This window comes from Bradyrhizobium sp. USDA 372 (assembly GCF_053629095.1).
In genome coordinates, this window is record NZ_JBRJHR010000001.1 from 5,849,765 (window position 1) to 5,864,595 (window position 14,831).

The 14,831-nt window shown below is 64.8% G+C and carries 13 protein-coding genes; 6 read left to right on the plus strand and 7 right to left on the minus strand.

Going from position 1 to position 14,831, the window contains the following annotated elements; all coding sequences use genetic code 11:
• Positions 1 to 188: 188 nt before the first annotated feature.
• Entirely contained in the window at positions 189 to 1,169 is a 981-nt protein-coding gene (locus tag AB7M16_RS27355; RefSeq protein ID WP_453945598.1) for a LysR substrate-binding domain-containing protein, read from the minus strand.
• 118 nt (positions 1,170 to 1,287) lie between these two features.
• On the opposite strand from AB7M16_RS27355, the gene AB7M16_RS27360 reads away from it, so the two are divergent.
• Positions 1,288 to 2,361: a 4-oxalomesaconate tautomerase gene (locus tag AB7M16_RS27360; RefSeq protein ID WP_212254296.1), complete on the plus strand. Its 1,074-nt coding sequence runs from the start codon at positions 1,288 to 1,290 to the stop codon at positions 2,359 to 2,361.
• 54 nt (positions 2,362 to 2,415) lie between these two features.
• Positions 2,416 to 3,795: a C4-dicarboxylate transporter DctA gene (gene dctA / locus AB7M16_RS27365; protein ID WP_453945599.1), complete on the plus strand. Its 1,380-nt coding sequence runs from the start codon at positions 2,416 to 2,418 to the stop codon at positions 3,793 to 3,795.
• 19 nt (positions 3,796 to 3,814) lie between these two features.
• On the opposite strand, the gene AB7M16_RS27370 is transcribed toward dctA, so the two are convergent.
• A complete protein-coding gene (locus AB7M16_RS27370) occupies positions 3,815 to 5,713 on the minus strand; it encodes an AsmA family protein (protein WP_453947273.1) in 1,899 nt (632 codons plus the stop codon).
• Between the two features lie 289 nt (positions 5,714 to 6,002).
• On the opposite strand from AB7M16_RS27370, the gene AB7M16_RS27375 reads away from it, so the two are divergent.
• Both AB7M16_RS27375 and AB7M16_RS27380 read left to right on the plus strand, forming a co-directional pair.
• Positions 6,003 to 6,710 carry a CoA transferase subunit A gene (locus AB7M16_RS27375; protein WP_035998773.1) on the plus strand — a complete coding sequence of 236 codons (708 nt, stop codon included), beginning with the start codon at positions 6,003 to 6,005 and terminating at the stop codon, positions 6,708 to 6,710.
• Between the two features lie 18 nt (positions 6,711 to 6,728).
• Complete coding sequence (locus AB7M16_RS27380; protein ID WP_172784730.1) at positions 6,729 to 7,379, plus strand: 3-oxoacid CoA-transferase subunit B; 651 nt, start codon at positions 6,729 to 6,731, stop codon at positions 7,377 to 7,379.
• An 85-nt stretch (positions 7,380 to 7,464) separates the two neighbouring features.
• Here the strand turns inward: AB7M16_RS27380 and AB7M16_RS27385 are convergent, their stop codons facing one another.
• The 5 genes from AB7M16_RS27385 to AB7M16_RS27405 form a co-directional block, all read right to left on the minus strand.
• Complete coding sequence (locus AB7M16_RS27385; protein WP_453945600.1) at positions 7,465 to 9,051, minus strand: ABC transporter permease; 1,587 nt, start codon at positions 9,049 to 9,051, stop codon at positions 7,465 to 7,467.
• Positions 9,052 to 9,166: 115 nt separating this feature from the next.
• On the minus strand, positions 9,167 to 10,192 hold the full coding sequence (locus AB7M16_RS27390; RefSeq protein ID WP_260382158.1) for a Fe(3+) ABC transporter substrate-binding protein: 1,026 nt from the start codon (positions 10,190 to 10,192) through the stop codon (positions 9,167 to 9,169).
• 160 nt (positions 10,193 to 10,352) lie between these two features.
• Positions 10,353 to 11,231, minus strand: a complete 879-nt coding sequence (locus AB7M16_RS27395; RefSeq protein ID WP_172784727.1) for an SUMF1/EgtB/PvdO family nonheme iron enzyme — start codon at positions 11,229 to 11,231, stop codon at positions 10,353 to 10,355.
• 57 nt (positions 11,232 to 11,288) lie between these two features.
• Positions 11,289 to 12,383 (minus strand): copper-containing nitrite reductase, encoded by a 1,095-nt coding sequence (gene nirK / locus AB7M16_RS27400; RefSeq protein ID WP_453945601.1) that lies wholly within the window; start codon positions 12,381 to 12,383, stop codon positions 11,289 to 11,291.
• Between the two features lie 306 nt (positions 12,384 to 12,689).
• The gene (locus tag AB7M16_RS27405; RefSeq protein ID WP_172784725.1) at positions 12,690 to 12,890 is read right to left on the minus strand and encodes a hypothetical protein; all 201 of its coding nucleotides are present in this window, start codon (positions 12,888 to 12,890) and stop codon (positions 12,690 to 12,692) included.
• Between the two features lie 164 nt (positions 12,891 to 13,054).
• On the opposite strand from AB7M16_RS27405, the gene hemN reads away from it, so the two are divergent.
• Both hemN and AB7M16_RS27415 read left to right on the plus strand, forming a co-directional pair.
• Positions 13,055 to 14,407 (plus strand): oxygen-independent coproporphyrinogen III oxidase, encoded by a 1,353-nt coding sequence (gene hemN, locus AB7M16_RS27410; protein WP_453945602.1) that lies wholly within the window; start codon positions 13,055 to 13,057, stop codon positions 14,405 to 14,407.
• A 199-nt stretch (positions 14,408 to 14,606) separates the two neighbouring features.
• Complete coding sequence (locus AB7M16_RS27415) at positions 14,607 to 14,804, plus strand: DUF1858 domain-containing protein (RefSeq protein WP_453945603.1); 198 nt, start codon at positions 14,607 to 14,609, stop codon at positions 14,802 to 14,804.
• The last annotated feature ends 27 nt before the right edge of the window (positions 14,805 to 14,831 follow it).

The following is a 14,831-nucleotide window of genomic DNA, read 5'->3' on the forward strand; positions in this document are numbered from 1 at the left end:
CTCCCTCAAACGGCCGGTGTTTTAACCGGTCGTATAAAACACTAGCGCATGGCCGTCATCCGATCTAGCGGCTTCTTGTCAGACCTATGTCGCGGTTGGAGCGAGGCTCTGGAGACGCGAATTCGCGCATCGATCCAAAGGCCGCATCAATACATGCCAATCAATTCGCCTCGCAGTGTCTGGCCTCGTCAGCGCTTCCCCTTGATGCCGGCCGAAGCGGCAGTCGGGCTCGTGTCAGCCGATCGCGCGCGCGGCTTGCCTTGCCCGCTCGTGCGAGCAGGCGAGCGCCATGCCTCGAGCAACATCTTGAGAAACTGGCTGGCATGAGGGGACAGAGTCGCCCCGCGCCTGCGCACGATGCCGATCGTCCGCGACACTTCCGGCTCGATCAGGCGAATGGTCTGAATGATCGGATGGCCGGCCGCGGGCGTCGCGAGCTTCGGTAGCACGGCGATGCCAAGACCCGCTTCGACCAGGCCAAGCGAACCGGAGAGGTGAGCCACTTCATAGGACCAGTTCAGCTGCAAGCCGTGCCGCGCCAGCGCATTGTCGATCAGCGCACGATTGCCGCTGTTGCGACCGACGGTGATGACCCGGTGCGGCACGATCTCCGGCCAGCTGACCTGCTTGCGCGACGCCAGCGGATGGTCGTGACGGCAGGCGAGGACGAAAGGATCCTCCACCAGCTTCTCGAACTCGATCTCGGCATGCGAAGCCCCGATGAAATTGATGCCGAAATCGACCTCGCCGCGCGCGACCGCTTCCAACCCCTCGTTGGCACCGATGTCGAGGATCCGGATGCGAATGCGCGGATAGGTTTCGGCAAACCGGCCGATCGCGCGCGGCAGGAAGTAGAACACCGCGGTCGGCACCGCCGCCACCGAGACCAGGCCTGAACTTCGCGCGCCGATATCCTGGATGGCGAGCACCGAGGTCTCGAACTCGTCGATGAGGCGGCGCACCTTCGGCAGGAAGTCGCGGCCCGTCATGGTGAGATTGACGTGGCGCGTCGAGCGTTCGAGCAGCGGCGCACCGAGGCCTTCTTCCAGCTTCTGGATGCGTCGGCTGAGCGCGGGCTGTGACAGGTTCAGCGCCCGCGCGGTGCGGACGAAGCTTCCGGTCTCCGCCACGGTGATGAAGGCCTTGAGGTCGAGCAGTTCCGCGTTCATGGCCGCCTCCAATTATACCGATTTACGAAATAATACCTCGGATATTTGCATTTCACAAAAGAGTTCTGCCGGGAGATGCTCCGGCCGGCGCGAAGTTGTCGCCGAATGGAACAGCTCCATGAACAATCAGATTGCCATTCCCTGTGTGGTCATGCGCGGGGGTACCTCGCGAGGCCCGTTCTTCCTGGCCCGCGATCTTCCGGCCGACGCAAGGTCGCGTGACGCGGTCCTCTTGTCCGTGATGGGAGGCGGACATGACCTTGGAATCGACGGGATCGGCGGTGGCAATGCCGTCACCAACAAGGTCGCGATCGTTGGACCGGCATCGGTGCCCGGCGCCGACGTCGACTATCTGTTCGCCCAGGTGCGGGTTCGTGAAGGGATCGTCGACACCTCGCCGAACTGCGGAAACATGCTGGCGGGGGTGGGGCCGTTCGCGATCGAGGCCGGCCTCGTCGCCGCCACCGCCGATCGCACCCATGTGCGCATCCACAACGTCAACACCGGCAAGCTGATCGACGCGACGGTCGCCACGCCGGGAGGGCGGGTGACCTATGACGGCGAGGCGCAGATTGACGGTGTGCCGGGAACGGCCGCGCCCATCGAGCTGTCTTTCCCCAACGCCGCCGGCGCACGCACCGGTCGTCTCCTGCCGACGGGACGCGCCGTCGACACCATCAAGGGAATCGATGTGACCTGTCTCGATGCGGCGATGCCGGTCATGCTGGTCCGTGCGGCGGATCTGGGATCGAGCGGCCGCGAGGCTCCCTCGGACTTTGCCGACAGCTGCTTCCGCGCGCGCCTCGAGGAGTTGCGGATCGAGGCCGGACGCCGGATGGGCTTTCCCAATCCCGCCTCGATGGTGATCCCGAAGCCGGTTCTGATCGCGCCCGCGAGCGGGGCGACGTTGAACGTCAGATACTTCATGCCGCACGACTGCCATAGCGCGCTGGCGGTAACAGGCGCCGTCGCGATCGCGACCGCATGCGTCACACCCGGAACGATTGCCGCAGAGATGGTCGGACCGCTGGCGCCGCCGGTGCCGATCACGCTGGCCCATCCCTCCGGCCAGCTCGTGGTCAGGCTCGAGCCCGGCCCGGTTGCCCGGGTGCTGCGAACAGCCCGGCGAATCTTCGAGGGCCACGTCTTCGCCCGCCGATCACACGTGCCTCATTCGGTGCTGGCGGCCTGAGCCCCGCCGCCTCCGACGTCATCACAAAAAATCAGAGTCATGGGAGAGATGAGAATGCACAAGGATGCGCTGGCTGGCCACGCCAACACCGAGGCGGGAAAACCCTTCTACCGGATTCTCTATGTCCAGGTGCTGATGGGCCTCGCGCTGGGTGTCCTCACCGGCCATTTCTGGCCTGAATTCGGTGCCGCGCTCAAACCCTTCGGCGACGGCTTCGTCAAGCTGGTCAAGATGATGATCGCGCCGATCGTGTTCTGCACCATCGTGAGCGGCATCACCAGCATCAGCGATTCCCGCGAGGTCGGCCGCACGCTGGTGAAATCCATGGCGCTGTTCTACCTGCTGACCGTGCTCGCATTGCTCGCCGGGCTGGTGGCCGTTTGGCTGATCCAGCCGGGCGTCGGCATGCATGTTTCCGTCAGCACGCTGGATCCGTCGGTGGCGGCGAAATTCACCAAGCAGGCCAGTGCGACCGGATTTACGGACTTCATGCTGCACATCATCCCGCATTCGTTCTTTGGAGCGTTCGCCGACGGTGAAGTGCTGCCGGTCCTGCTGATCTCCATCCTGATCGCCTTTGGCCTCAGCCGCGCCGGGGACGGGGGTGTGGTGGTGACCAAGGCCGTCGCCTCTTTCTCACACGTGCTGTTCGTGTCCTTTGGCTTCATCATGAAGCTCGCGCCGCTCGGCGCCTTTGGCGCCATGGCGTTCACGGTGGGTCGTTACGGCATCCGCTCGATCGGCTCGCTCGGACTGCTGATCCTGACCTTCTACCTCGCCTGCTCCGTATTCGTGGTGGTCGTGCTTGGCACGCTGGCGCGGCTGAACGGCTTCAGCCTGTGGAAGACCATCCGCTACTTCAAGGAAGAATTGCTGATCGTGCTCGGCACCTCGTCCTCGGAGCCGGCGCTGCCGGGTGCGCTGCGCAAGCTGGAGCAGCTCGGATGCCGCAAAGGCGTCTCGGGGCTCGTGCTGCCGATGGGCTATTCCTTCAATCTGGACGGCAGCGCCATCTATCTCACGCTGGCGTCCATCTTCATCGCGCAGGCCTGCGACATTCACCTGTCGTGGGGACAGATCGCCGCGATGCTCGGGCTGATGCTGCTGACGTCCAAAGGGGCGGCCGGCGTCACCGGCAGCGGCTTCGTCGCGCTTGTCGCAACGCTTTCGGTGATGCCGGATCTGCCCGTGACTGGCGTGGCGCTGCTCGTCGGCATCGACCGCTTCATGTCGGAGGCGCGGGCGCTGACCAGCATGATCAGCAATTGCGTGGCGTCCATCACCATTTCGCTGTGGGAGAACGCCTGTGACCGCGAGGTGTTGGCCCGTGAACTCGGCCAGGGCAGCACGCCCGCGGCCGCGTCGACGATCGCTGCAGCGCCACTGGTGCGGGAGGAGAAGAGCTGGATTTCGACGACCCAATCGGCCGCGTGAAGCCGTGCCGGATCTTGCCTCAGTTGGACTTGGCGTTTTCTTTGGCGTTTTCCTTGGCATTCTCCGCCGTCGGCGATCCGTCGGGACGCTTTCCACTTCCCGTGATGCGCTGCTTGAGGAGATCGAGGAAGGGAGACGCCGCAGGCGACTGACGGATCAGGCTTTCGGGATCGGGAAAGATCAGGGGGTCGTCCCAGGGGCCCTGCACCATGAAGGGCAATTGAAAGCCGGACGCCGTGTTGAGGCTCGCCACGCCCTTCATGTCGTATTCGCGCGCCGGCACCGAGGCGGTGCCGGTCAGCGTGATCTTGGCCGCCGGGCCCTCGATGCGGATGTCCTCGGCGGTGGCGATGCCGTCGGAGAATTTCACCGAGATGGTGAGATTGTCGTATGGCGTCGAGCCGTTGCGGAAATTGCCGCCACCCGACAGCGGCCGTCGCTCCAGCCGCTTCAGCAGCTGCTCGGCATTGAAGCCCGAGATCGCGCCGTTGTGCCCGGTCACGGTGGCGCTGCCGTCGAGGGACTGCACGAGGCCGAACGGGCTCGAGCCCGAGGCGAAGAGCGAGACGTTGATGTTGCCGCGGCCGGACAGCTTGTTGAGGCCGAACAGCTCGGTGGCGCAGGCCTGCAGATCGACGTCGGTGAACTGGAATTGCGCCTTGATGTCGGCGACCGTATCGGACCGCGCGATGCCGAACGAGCCCTTTGCGATCCCGCCATAGACCTGCGCCTCGCCGACCGAGAGCGCCAGCGTGCCATTGCGCACATTGGCGCCGATCGCGGTGCGGCCGAGCTTGGTCGGCCCGACCGTCAGCTTTGCCGCCGACAGGCGCATGTCGAGGTCGGTGGTCGACAACCCGTTGAGATCGAACAGTTGCCTGTTCCAGTCGCGCGCGCCGCTCGCGAGCAGGCGGAACGTCGAGATATAAGGCGTGAAGTCGAGCGCGTCGGCGGCGAGCGTCGCCTGCAGCGTCTGCCGGCCGTTATTGGCGTAGGTCATGACGCCCTCGGCGGCATTGCCGTCGAGCTCGACATTGACATTGGTGAGCGCGATCGAGGCGCCGACGACGTTGGCGCGCGCCTTCAGCACGAAGCGGCCGAAGCCGCCGCTGCCGGGCTGCGGCTGTCCGGTCCAGCGCAGCGCGTTGCGCAAGGACGGGCTGTCCACGGTGAGCGTGCCCTCCATCATCGGGCTGGTGCGGTTGGCGACGCTGCCGTCGAAGGCGAGCTTGAGCGGCGCGCTGGCGATGCGCGCCTTCAGGCCGGAGCGGTCCCCGGAGAGGGCGGCGACGAAGTCGGAAAAGCTGATCGAGCCGTCGACGCGCTCGCCGCGCCAGTCGAACTGTCCGGTCGCGGCAAAGGAGCGCGAGATCGAAGGCCACGCCAGCGACAGGTCGATGTCCTCCAGCTTCTCGGTGGCATGCGTGGCAACGTCCTCGTAATCGAGCACGCCGTCCTGGATCCGGATTTCGGAGAACGAGACCTGGTTCTCGGCTCCGGGCTTCATGGTGCGCGCGATGGTCTGGATGAAGGGCGTCCAGTTGCTTTCGCCGTCCGGCTGCAGGCTGACGTGGATGCGCGGCCGCAGCAGCGTCAGGTCGGCGATCTCGAAACGTTGCAGCAAGAGCGGCAGCAGCCGCAAATTCGCGGTGAGCACGTCGACCTGGAGCGCCGGAGCGCTGGTGCCGCCGCCCTTGAGGCCGACGTCGCGGAAGGAGATGTAGCTCGCCGGAAGCACCGAGATGTCGATGCTGCCGGCGACATTGAGCTCGAGCCCGGTGACGTCGCGGATCTGCGCCTCGACCGCCTTGCGCAGCGCGTCGCGGTTGATGAGCCAGGAGGTCGCGATCAGGGCGATCAGCGCGATGCCGAGCAGCGCCGCGATCGGCGTCCCGAGGCGCTTCATTCCTTGGGCCATGGTCAATGGCATGTCCTGATCGGGTTGGTCGTTGGAGCCAGAAGGGCGGGCAGCGAAAGCTTGCGTGCCGACGCCCAGATCCTATGGTGTTAAGTGCCGCAACTTGATGGGTTTTCTTGACGCTTTCAAGGCCGCTGCACGGTTATGCCCACGGCATGGGCAGCTTCTATCACCCGGGGGGCGGAGCGGAGAACCCCGTATCATTGACGGCTTCGGACGATTTCGCCTAATAATCGCCGCCAATGAGGCGCGACGCCCGCCAGCCGAAGGTTCAGTCGAGGTTTTTTGCATGAACAAGGTCTATCCCGACGCCAAGTCGGCGCTGTCAGGCATTCTCAAGGACAACATGATGATCATGTCGGGCGGCTTCGGCCTCTGCGGCATCGCCGAGGAGCTGTCGGACGCGATCCGGGACTCCGGCGTCAAGGGCCTGACCGTGGTCTCCAACAATGCCGGCGTCGACGGGATCGGCCTCAGCCGCCTGCTCGAAACCCGCCAGATCAAGAAGATGATCTCGTCCTATGTCGGCGAGAACAAGCTGTTCGCCCAGCAATACCTCGCCGGCGAGCTGGAACTCGAATTCAATCCGCAGGGCACGCTGGCCGAGCGCATCCGCGCTGGTGGCGCCGGCATCCCGGCCTTCTACACCAAGACCGGCGTCGGCACCCTGATCGCCGAAGGCAAGGAAGTGAAGGAATTCGACGGCGAGAAGTATCTGATGGAGCGCGGCCTGTTCGCCGACCTCGCCATCGTGCATGCCTGGAAGGGCGACACCGCCGGAAACCTGATTTACCGCAAGACCGCGCGCAACTTTAACCCGATGATGGCGACCGCCGCGAAGATCACGGTGGCCGAGGTCGAGCACCTGGTTCCCGCCGGTGAACTCAATCCCGACCACATCCACACGCCCGGTATCTTCGTGAAGCGCATCGTCGAGGTCGGCACGGCCAAGAAGCGCATCGAATTCCGCAACACCCGCCCGCGTACCGCCGCCTAAGCGCAACAGGAGACTCACATGGCCTGGACCCGTGAACAGATGGCCGCGCGCGCCGCGAAGGAGTTGCGCGACGGCTATTACGTCAATCTCGGCATCGGCATCCCGACGCTGGTCTCGAACTACATCCCCGACGGCATGGACGTCTCCTTGCAGAGCGAGAACGGCATGCTCGGCATGGGGCCGTTCCCCTATGAAGGCGAGGAAGACGCCGATCTCATCAACGCCGGCAAGCAGACCGTGAGCGAGCTGCCCTCGACCTCCTATTTCTCGAGCGCGGATTCCTTCGGCATGATCCGCGGCGGCCACATGGATCTGTCGATCCTCGGCGCCATGCAGGTGGCCCAGAACGGCGATCTCGCCAACTGGATGATCCCCGGCAAGATGGTCAAGGGCATGGGCGGCGCGATGGATCTCGTCGCCGGCGTCAAGCGCGTCGTCGTGGTGATGGAGCATTCGGCCAAGGACGGCCCGAAGCTCCTGAAGACATGCAACCTGCCGCTGACCGGCGAACGCGTGGTCGACATGGTCGTCACCGATCTCGCCGTCTTCACCATCGACAAGCATGGCACCGGTGGCATGGCGCTGATCGAGCTCGCCGACGGCGTTTCGCTCGACGAGGTCAAGGCCAAGACCGAAGCCGAATTCCGCGTCGCGCTGAAGAACACGTAAGCGAGAAGCGGGCGCATCACTGCGGTCCGTGCGTCCCATCTCCCGTGAATGCGGGCGGTGAATGCGCGGACGATGGGGCATCCCATCAAGCGGGGCCGCTCGGCACTTCGGAGAACCGGGTCAGCCAGGCAACCGGGCCGATGCTGGCGACGATGATCAGGAGCGCCGCCAGCGCGCCGTCCTCGAAATTGCCGCGGCTGGCGTATTGGTAGATCGACGTCGACAGTGTTTCGACGTTGAGGGGCCGCAAGAGCAGCGTTGCCGGGAGCTCCTTCAGACAGTCGACGAACATGATGATGACGGCGCCAAGCATCGCGGGTCTGAGCAACGGCAAATAGATCTGCTTCAAGATGATTGCCTGGCCTGCGCCGACCGCGCGTGCGCTCTCGTCATAGTCGCTCGGAATGCTGTCGAACCCGGCCTTGATCATGCCGACCGGCACAGCCAGAAAACGAATCGTGTAGGCGATCACGACGGCCATCCCAGAGCCGACCAGGACCAGCCCGGGAAGGGAACGTCCGGTCCAGGTCGCGACCGCGCTCAGCGCATTGTCGACCGCCAGGACCGGGGTGAGCAGGCCGAGAGCGATGACGAGACCCGGCAGCGCGTATCCGGCCTGCGCGATGCTCAGCGCGACATATCGCAGAGGATCCGGCCGCAAGCGGTGCGCGATCGTCGTAGCGAGCGCAAGCATCAGCGCCATGAGCGTCGCGAGCCCTGCAAAGGCAAACGAATGGAAGGTGTGGCGCCACAGCAGCGGGTCGAAATTTGCAAGCAGTCCGCGACCGAGAGCCTGATGCGCCAGATAGAGCAGCGGTACCACGAAGCCGATCAGCACCGGCAGCGCGCAGACCGCGAACGCGATCGACGCTCTTGCACCCGACAGCGGGGTTCGCTGCCTCACATGCGGGCTTTCGGCCGAGAACTCGGTGCTGGCGTTGCGACGGCCGTAACGCTCCATCGCGATCAGGCCGGCGACGATTGCAAGCATCAGGCATGCCAGTTGTGCCGCACCGGCAAGGCTGCCGCGGTTGAGCCAGGTGGTGAAGATCGAGACCGTCAGCGTGCGGATGCCGAGATATTCGCTGGCTCCGATGTCGTTGAGCGTTTCGAGCGCGACCAGCGCCATTCCGACCGCGAGCGCCGGTCGCGCCATTGGCAGTGAAACGCGCCAGAAAACGGTCCATCGGCCGGCGCCAAGCGTCTTAGCCGCTTCGGCGAATTCGGCAGACTGAACCTGGAACGTCGCGCGGGCCGACAGATAGACGTAAGGATAGAGCACGAGCCCGATCACGAAGATGGCGCCCGGCAGCGAGCGCAGGTTGGGCAGATGGCCGAGTGCATCGCGCAGCGGCAGCCAGTTCGCCAGGGTGCGATGCACGAGGCCAAGCGGTTCGAACAGGTCGGCATAGACGTAAGCCGCAAGATAGGTCGGAATCGCCAGCGGCAGCGGCATCAGCCACAGGAGCATGCCCCGGCCGGCAAAATCGTGGCGCGATATCACCCATGCAGTGCCGGCGCCGATCAGTAATGTGACCGCGCCGACCCCGACGAGCAGAAGCGCGGTATCCAGCAGGGCGGCCGGCAGCACGTAGCTGATCAGGTCGTGCCACACATCGGGCGCCGGCTGCAGAGCCAGCGAAACGATCGAGATCACGGGCGCCGCGACCATGATCGCGGTTGCGATCGCGATTGCGGTCGCGGCGCGCCCGGCGTGGGCACGGCGTCTCGAGCGCGGCCGTGCGTCCGAAGTTTCTCCCAGTGTAAGAGACGTGGGCCGCCAGAGATCAGTTGTCAAAGCCGACCTTGTCCACCAGCGAGGCCGCAGCCTTGCGGTTGGCGGCGATCTTTGCGATCGGCAACGGATCTGGGCCGAGCTTGCCGTAGCCCGCGATGGTCGCGTTGACGGCGACACCGCTCCGAACCGGATATTCGTAGTTCTGGTCGGCATACATCTGCTGCGCCTGCTCGCTCACGAGCCACTCGATCAGCTTGATGCCGTTTGCCTTGTTGGGCGCGTTCTTGGCGAGCAGCACGCCGGAGAGGTTGACGTGAGTGCCGCCGCCCTCGAAGGTCGGCAGGATGACGCGGGTCGCCTCCGCCCACGGCTTCTTCTCGGGATCGTTGTTCATCATCAGCGCCCAGTAATAGGTGTTGCCGATGCCGATATCGCATTTGCCAGCGGCGACGTCACGCGCGGCTTCGCGATCGCCGCCCGACGGCTTCTGCGCGAGGTTGGCCTTCACGCCGCGCAGCCATTCCTCGGCCTTGGCCTCGCCGTACTTGGCCGTGTAGGCCGCGAACAGCGCATTGTTATAGATGTGCTGGCCCGAGCGAATGCAGATCTTGCCCTTCCACTTGGGATCGGCGAGCTCCTCATAGGTGATCTTGTCCTGCTTGACACGATCCTTCGAGGCATAGATCACGCGCGCGCGCATGGAGATGCCGGCCCAGTGTCCGTCCGGATCGCGATACTGCGCCGGCACGACCTTGTCGACCGCCTCCGACTTGATCGGCTGGGTGACGCCGGCCTGCACGGCCTCGTCGATGCGGCCGATGTCCACCGTCAGCAGCACGTCGGCCGGACTGTTGGCCCCTTCCGCCTTCATGCGCTGCTCCAGACCGGAGCTTGCGGAGACGACGTTGACCTTGATGCCCGTGTCCTTGGTGAACGCATCGAACAGCGGCTGGATCAGCTTGGTCTCGCGGTAGGTATAGACGTTGACCTCGCCATTGGCGGCTGCCTCCGACACGAAAGACGTGGTCAGGCTCAACACCGCCGCAGACGCGGCGAGGACGCGAAGATAGATCATAAGGGCTGCTCCCAGGCGCGCGATTGAACGCCGATTGAGTAGCGCAGGCGTTGGAACAAAGTCAGCGACGCGATGTCGCGACGGCATAAGCTTAGAGCAATTCCAAAGTACCTTTTAGACTCATTCTAATACCAGAAGGTCATCGGAAACGATTGGCGCCCTACGATCTTGGCGGCCTCGTCTTGCTCGCGCGCTGCGAGACACTGGCCAGCCACGACGTTTCCTCGCGCACCAGGCGGAAGCCGAGATTGGCGGGCGGTACGCCCTGGGCGCAGCCGCCGGCGCGGGCGTCGCGGATGAAGTCGGTGACATAGGCGCGGTGCGCGCCCTCGGCGACACGCACGCCGCAATTCACGGTCGCGCGGCCGGGATTGCCTGAAACGTCGACGCGGGAGCGCACGAAGCAGGTCGAAGTCCACTCCCAGACATTGCCGGCGAGGTCTTCGACGCCGTGCTCGTTCGGGCCGAACTTGCCGAAGCGATAGGCCGTGGTGTCGGAGAGGTCGCGCTCGGATTCGCGCTCGTAGCGGCTGATCCAACGCTTCGAAGGGTCGCTTGCATCGACCGGTACACCGTCATCCCGGAATCTGGAGCCGGCGGCAAAGGCCCATTCGTCGTCGCTCGGCAGGCGGTAATGGTGGCCGGTCTTGCGCGACAGCCAGCCTGCATAGGCTTCGGCATCGTGAAAGCTCACCTGCACTGCGGGACGATCGGGCGCGACCACGACGTCGCGGTCGAGCGAACGGCAGGCGCCGTCCAGCACGCAGAGCTGATAGTCGGATGAGGCGACCTGATTTCGCATGATGCGCAGCGGCCGGTTCATCCGCATGAGGCGCAGCGGCGCTTCCGCCTGCCGTCCGTCGCGGGTGAAATCGCCGGCTTCGCGATAGGAGAAGCTGCCGGCGGCAACCTCGACCAAGGCCGGCTCACCTCCCGCATGGCGCGTCGTCATTCCAGAGACCAGAGGCGTAACGGCCAGCGGCCCCGCAAGCCCGGCCGCGCAGGCGAGTGCCAGTTTGAGCTTGAACGCGATCAGCACGGTCGATCCTCCGCAGAAGGAAAAAAGGGGCCGGTGATGACCGGCCCCTTGTCGCGTCTAGTTGGTGGCGGCCGGTATTTCCGCAGGTGCCTTCACTTGCATCATCAGATCGTCGTTCCACTTGCCTTCGACCTTGAAGTGCGCGGTGGCGCCGAGATCGGCCGCCTCGATCAGGTTATGCGTGACATAGGCGTAGATGCCGGGCTGCTGGAATTTGTACAGCGCAGCTCCCGCCGATCCGCCGCGGATGAACCAGGTCTCGAGCCCGACCTCGGGCGCGTTGCCGAACTTGCCGGTTTCCCAGACATAGTCGCCGTGGCCGCCGATCAGATGCGGGCGGCTGTCGCGATTGGCCTGCGAGTGCACGATCAGCACGTTCTCGCCGACCTTGGCGGTCAGCGCGTTCTTGCCGGTGAGTGCGCCGACCTTGCCGTTGAACACGACGTGGGTCGGGATCAGCTTCTTCATCACCTCTTCGGTCTCGGTGAAGGCTTCGCCCGGCGAGTCGTAGGACTTGAAATTGCCCTTCTCGTCGCGCGGCACGTACATGTCCTGCTCGCCGATATAGTAGACCTTGTCGTATTTCAGCGCGTGGCCCTTGCCGTCGTTCAGTCCCTCGCGCGGCAGCACCATCACGGCACCGTTCATGCCGGAGACGACGTGCCAGGGGATCATCGGGCCGCCCGGTGCGCAGTGATAGACGAACACGCCGGTCTTGGTCGCCTTCCAGCGCAGCACGACCTGCTCGCCGGGATTGATGAGAGTCAGCTCGCCGCCGCCGAGCGCGCCGGTCGCGGAATGGAAGTCGATGTTGTGCGGCATGGTGTTGGTCGCGGGATTGACCAGCGTCAGCTCGACATAGTCACCCTCGTGCACGACCATGAGCGGGCCCGGCATCGAACCGTTGAACGTCATGGCCTGGAAGGTGGTGCCCTTGTCGTCGATGACGACCTTCTTCTCCTCGACCGTCATCCTGAACTCGACGATCTTGGGGCCCTGTGTCGTGGCCTGCTCGTGCGCGTGCACGAAGGGCGGAGCGACCAGCTCCACCTTCTGACGCGGCAGCTTGAGATCGCTGGCAGCGAAAGCCGGCGTCGCCAACATCAAGGCGGTCGCGGCGGCGCTGATCAATGCGGCTCTGCGGGTGAACATCGGAAGCATCCTTCATCTGAAATGGTTTTGATGACGGAGTGCAGTGTGCGCCTGTTACAGCAAGCGTGTTTGCGCTGCGACAAGCTTCCGCCGGATTCACCGCCGCAACAGGACTTGGGTTCTCGAATAGCGAATCGGCGATACCGGCTGACCGCGTCCGCAGGGGCGATGCCGATCCAGGCCGAGCGTCATCGCAACCGCATCGACGTCAGCGGCAATTCGTTTGCATGTTCAAGTTGGATGCGATCTCGCCCCGGCTCATGCGCGCGTGGGTGAGATCGCGAAGGAGGCTTGGCGGACGGCCGGTCAGAGCAGATTCACGGCGAGCCAGACCAATCCCCAGATCGCCAGCGCCAGCGCGACGAAGACGGCGATTGCGGCAGCCAGGGCGCGCACCACGCCGACCGGGGCAGGCGCGGCCGGCGCGGGCCGGAAGTCGTCGAAACGCGGGATATGGCCGCGGACGTCGAGCAGGGAGAGAATGAGTTCGAGTGCGAAAAGCCCCATGGCAAACGCTCCGGATGGCCGCGAATATCGCTCACCATGGCCGAGACGGGGCCCTCGCGCTTTGCGCGAGCGCAAAGTCGCTGCCGCGGATCCGGGTTATCTGAATTCATTCCGTGATTTGCCGCGATTGTCTTGCGCGGCGGACGTTTACGAATGGGTAACTCATGAGAGCTGATCTTGCGGCGATCTACGGCGAGGAACGCCTGCCACGCTACACCAGCTATCCGACCGCACCGCATTTCACGCCCGCGATCGGTCCGGACACCTATGCCCGCTGGCTGGCGGAGCTGCCAGTGGCCGCCAGCGCCTCGCTTTATCTGCACGTGCCGTTCTGCCGCGAGATGTGCTGGTATTGCGGCTGCCATACCCAGATCGTCCGCCGCGACGATCTCGTCGCCGGCTACCAGCGGATGCTGCGCAGCGAGATCGCGTTGACCGCCGAAGCCATCGGCCACCGCATCAAGGTCGAGCACATCCATTTCGGCGGCGGTACGCCGACGATCATGGCGCCGGACGCCTTTGCCGAACTGATGGCGACGATGCGCCAGGAATTCTTCGTGCTGCCGTCGGCCGAAATCGCGGTTGAGATCGATCCCCGCACGTTGACCGCAGACATGGTCGAGGCGATGCGGCTCTCGGGCGTCAACCGCGCAAGCCTCGGCGTGCAGAGCTTTGATCCCGTGGTGCAGCGGGCGATCAACCGCGTGCAGAGCTTCGAGCAGACGGCGTCCGTGGTCGAGATGCTCCGCGGCGCCGGAATCGAGGGCATCAATTTCGACCTGATCTACGGGCTGCCGCACCAGACAGTGGCCTCGTGCCTGGAGACGGTACGGCGCAGCCTCGCGCTGGCGCCCAGCCGCTTCTCGGTGTTCGGCTATGCTCACGTGCCACAGTTCAAGAAGCACCAGCGCATGATCAACGAGGCCGTCTTGCCCGACGGCCTTGCGCGCCACGACCAGGCCTGCGCCATCGCCAATGCGCTGAAGGAAGCCGGTTACGTGCAGATCGGGCTCGACCATTTCGCCCGGCCCGACGATGCCATGGCCGTGGCGTTCGAGCAGGGCACGCTGCGGCGCAACTTTCAGGGCTACACCACCGACCGGAGTGAAGTCCTGCTCGGCTTCGGCGCCAGCGCGATCGGGCACCTGCCGCAGGGCTATGTCCAGAACGAGGTGCAGATCGGCGGCTATGCGCAGAGCATCGCGGCCGGCCGCCTCGCCACCGCGAAGGGTTATGGCCTCACCGATGACGACCGGCTGCGCGCCGACATCATCGAACGCATCATGTGCGAGTTCGGTGCCGATCTCGGCGATATCTGCGCGCGCCATGGCGCGGAGGCCGGCGCCATGCTGAAAGCGGCGTCTCGTCTGAAGCCGCTGATCTCCGACGGCGTCGTGAGGCTGGACGGCGAGCGGCTCGCCGTCGCCGGGGATTCGCGCTTCCTGGTCCGCAGCGTCGCCGCCGCGTTCGATGCGCATCTGGATCCGGGCAAGCAGCTGCACAGTCGGGCGGTGTGAGGTCTCTCCTCCCGTCATTCCGGGGCGCGCGAAGCGCGAGCCCGGAATCCATCCTTCCACGTAATCCGCTGCACAATGGATTCCGGGCTCGCGCCAAGCGGCGCGCCCCGGAATGACGGCGGAGGAACTGGCACCAGCTTGCGCTTCAACAAAGAGACTTCCGCCCACGCCGCTATCGTCAATCGGAATGGAGTTGTCCATGCCTTTCCGATCCAACGATCTGGTCGACGACATCATGCAATCGGCGCCGCACACGATCCGCGTGTTTCTCGCCTTCAGGATGGCTTGCGTCGGCTGTCCGATCGCGACCTTCCACACGGTCGGTGACGCCTGCCGCGAGCATGGCATCGACCGTGAGAAGTTCCTCGCCGCGCTGAGCGAGTGCGTGCCGGCGTGAAACGGTCAGGAATCGCGCAGGTGTGCG

Coding starts and splice junctions, on each gene's coding strand:
- AB7M16_RS27355 (WP_453945598.1), bottom strand. CDS start 1,169: ATGAACGCGGAACTGCTCGACCTCAAGGCCTTCATCACCGTGGCGGAG.
- AB7M16_RS27360 (WP_212254296.1), top strand. CDS start 1,288: ATGAACAATCAGATTGCCATTCCCTGTGTGGTCATGCGCGGGGGTACC.
- dctA (WP_453945599.1), top strand. CDS start 2,416: ATGCACAAGGATGCGCTGGCTGGCCACGCCAACACCGAGGCGGGAAAA.
- AB7M16_RS27370 (WP_453947273.1), bottom strand. CDS start 5,713: ATGGCCCAAGGAATGAAGCGCCTCGGGACGCCGATCGCGGCGCTGCTC.
- AB7M16_RS27375 (WP_035998773.1), top strand. CDS start 6,003: ATGAACAAGGTCTATCCCGACGCCAAGTCGGCGCTGTCAGGCATTCTC.
- AB7M16_RS27380 (WP_172784730.1), top strand. CDS start 6,729: ATGGCCTGGACCCGTGAACAGATGGCCGCGCGCGCCGCGAAGGAGTTG.
- AB7M16_RS27385 (WP_453945600.1), bottom strand. CDS start 9,051: ATGGTCGCGGCGCCCGTGATCTCGATCGTTTCGCTGGCTCTGCAGCCG.
- AB7M16_RS27390 (WP_260382158.1), bottom strand. CDS start 10,192: ATGATCTATCTTCGCGTCCTCGCCGCGTCTGCGGCGGTGTTGAGCCTG.
- nirK (WP_453945601.1), bottom strand. CDS start 12,383: ATGTTCACCCGCAGAGCCGCATTGATCAGCGCCGCCGCGACCGCCTTG.
- AB7M16_RS27405 (WP_172784725.1), bottom strand. CDS start 12,890: ATGGGGCTTTTCGCACTCGAACTCATTCTCTCCCTGCTCGACGTCCGC.
- hemN (WP_453945602.1), top strand. CDS start 13,055: ATGAGAGCTGATCTTGCGGCGATCTACGGCGAGGAACGCCTGCCACGC.
- AB7M16_RS27415 (WP_453945603.1), top strand. CDS start 14,607: ATGCCTTTCCGATCCAACGATCTGGTCGACGACATCATGCAATCGGCG.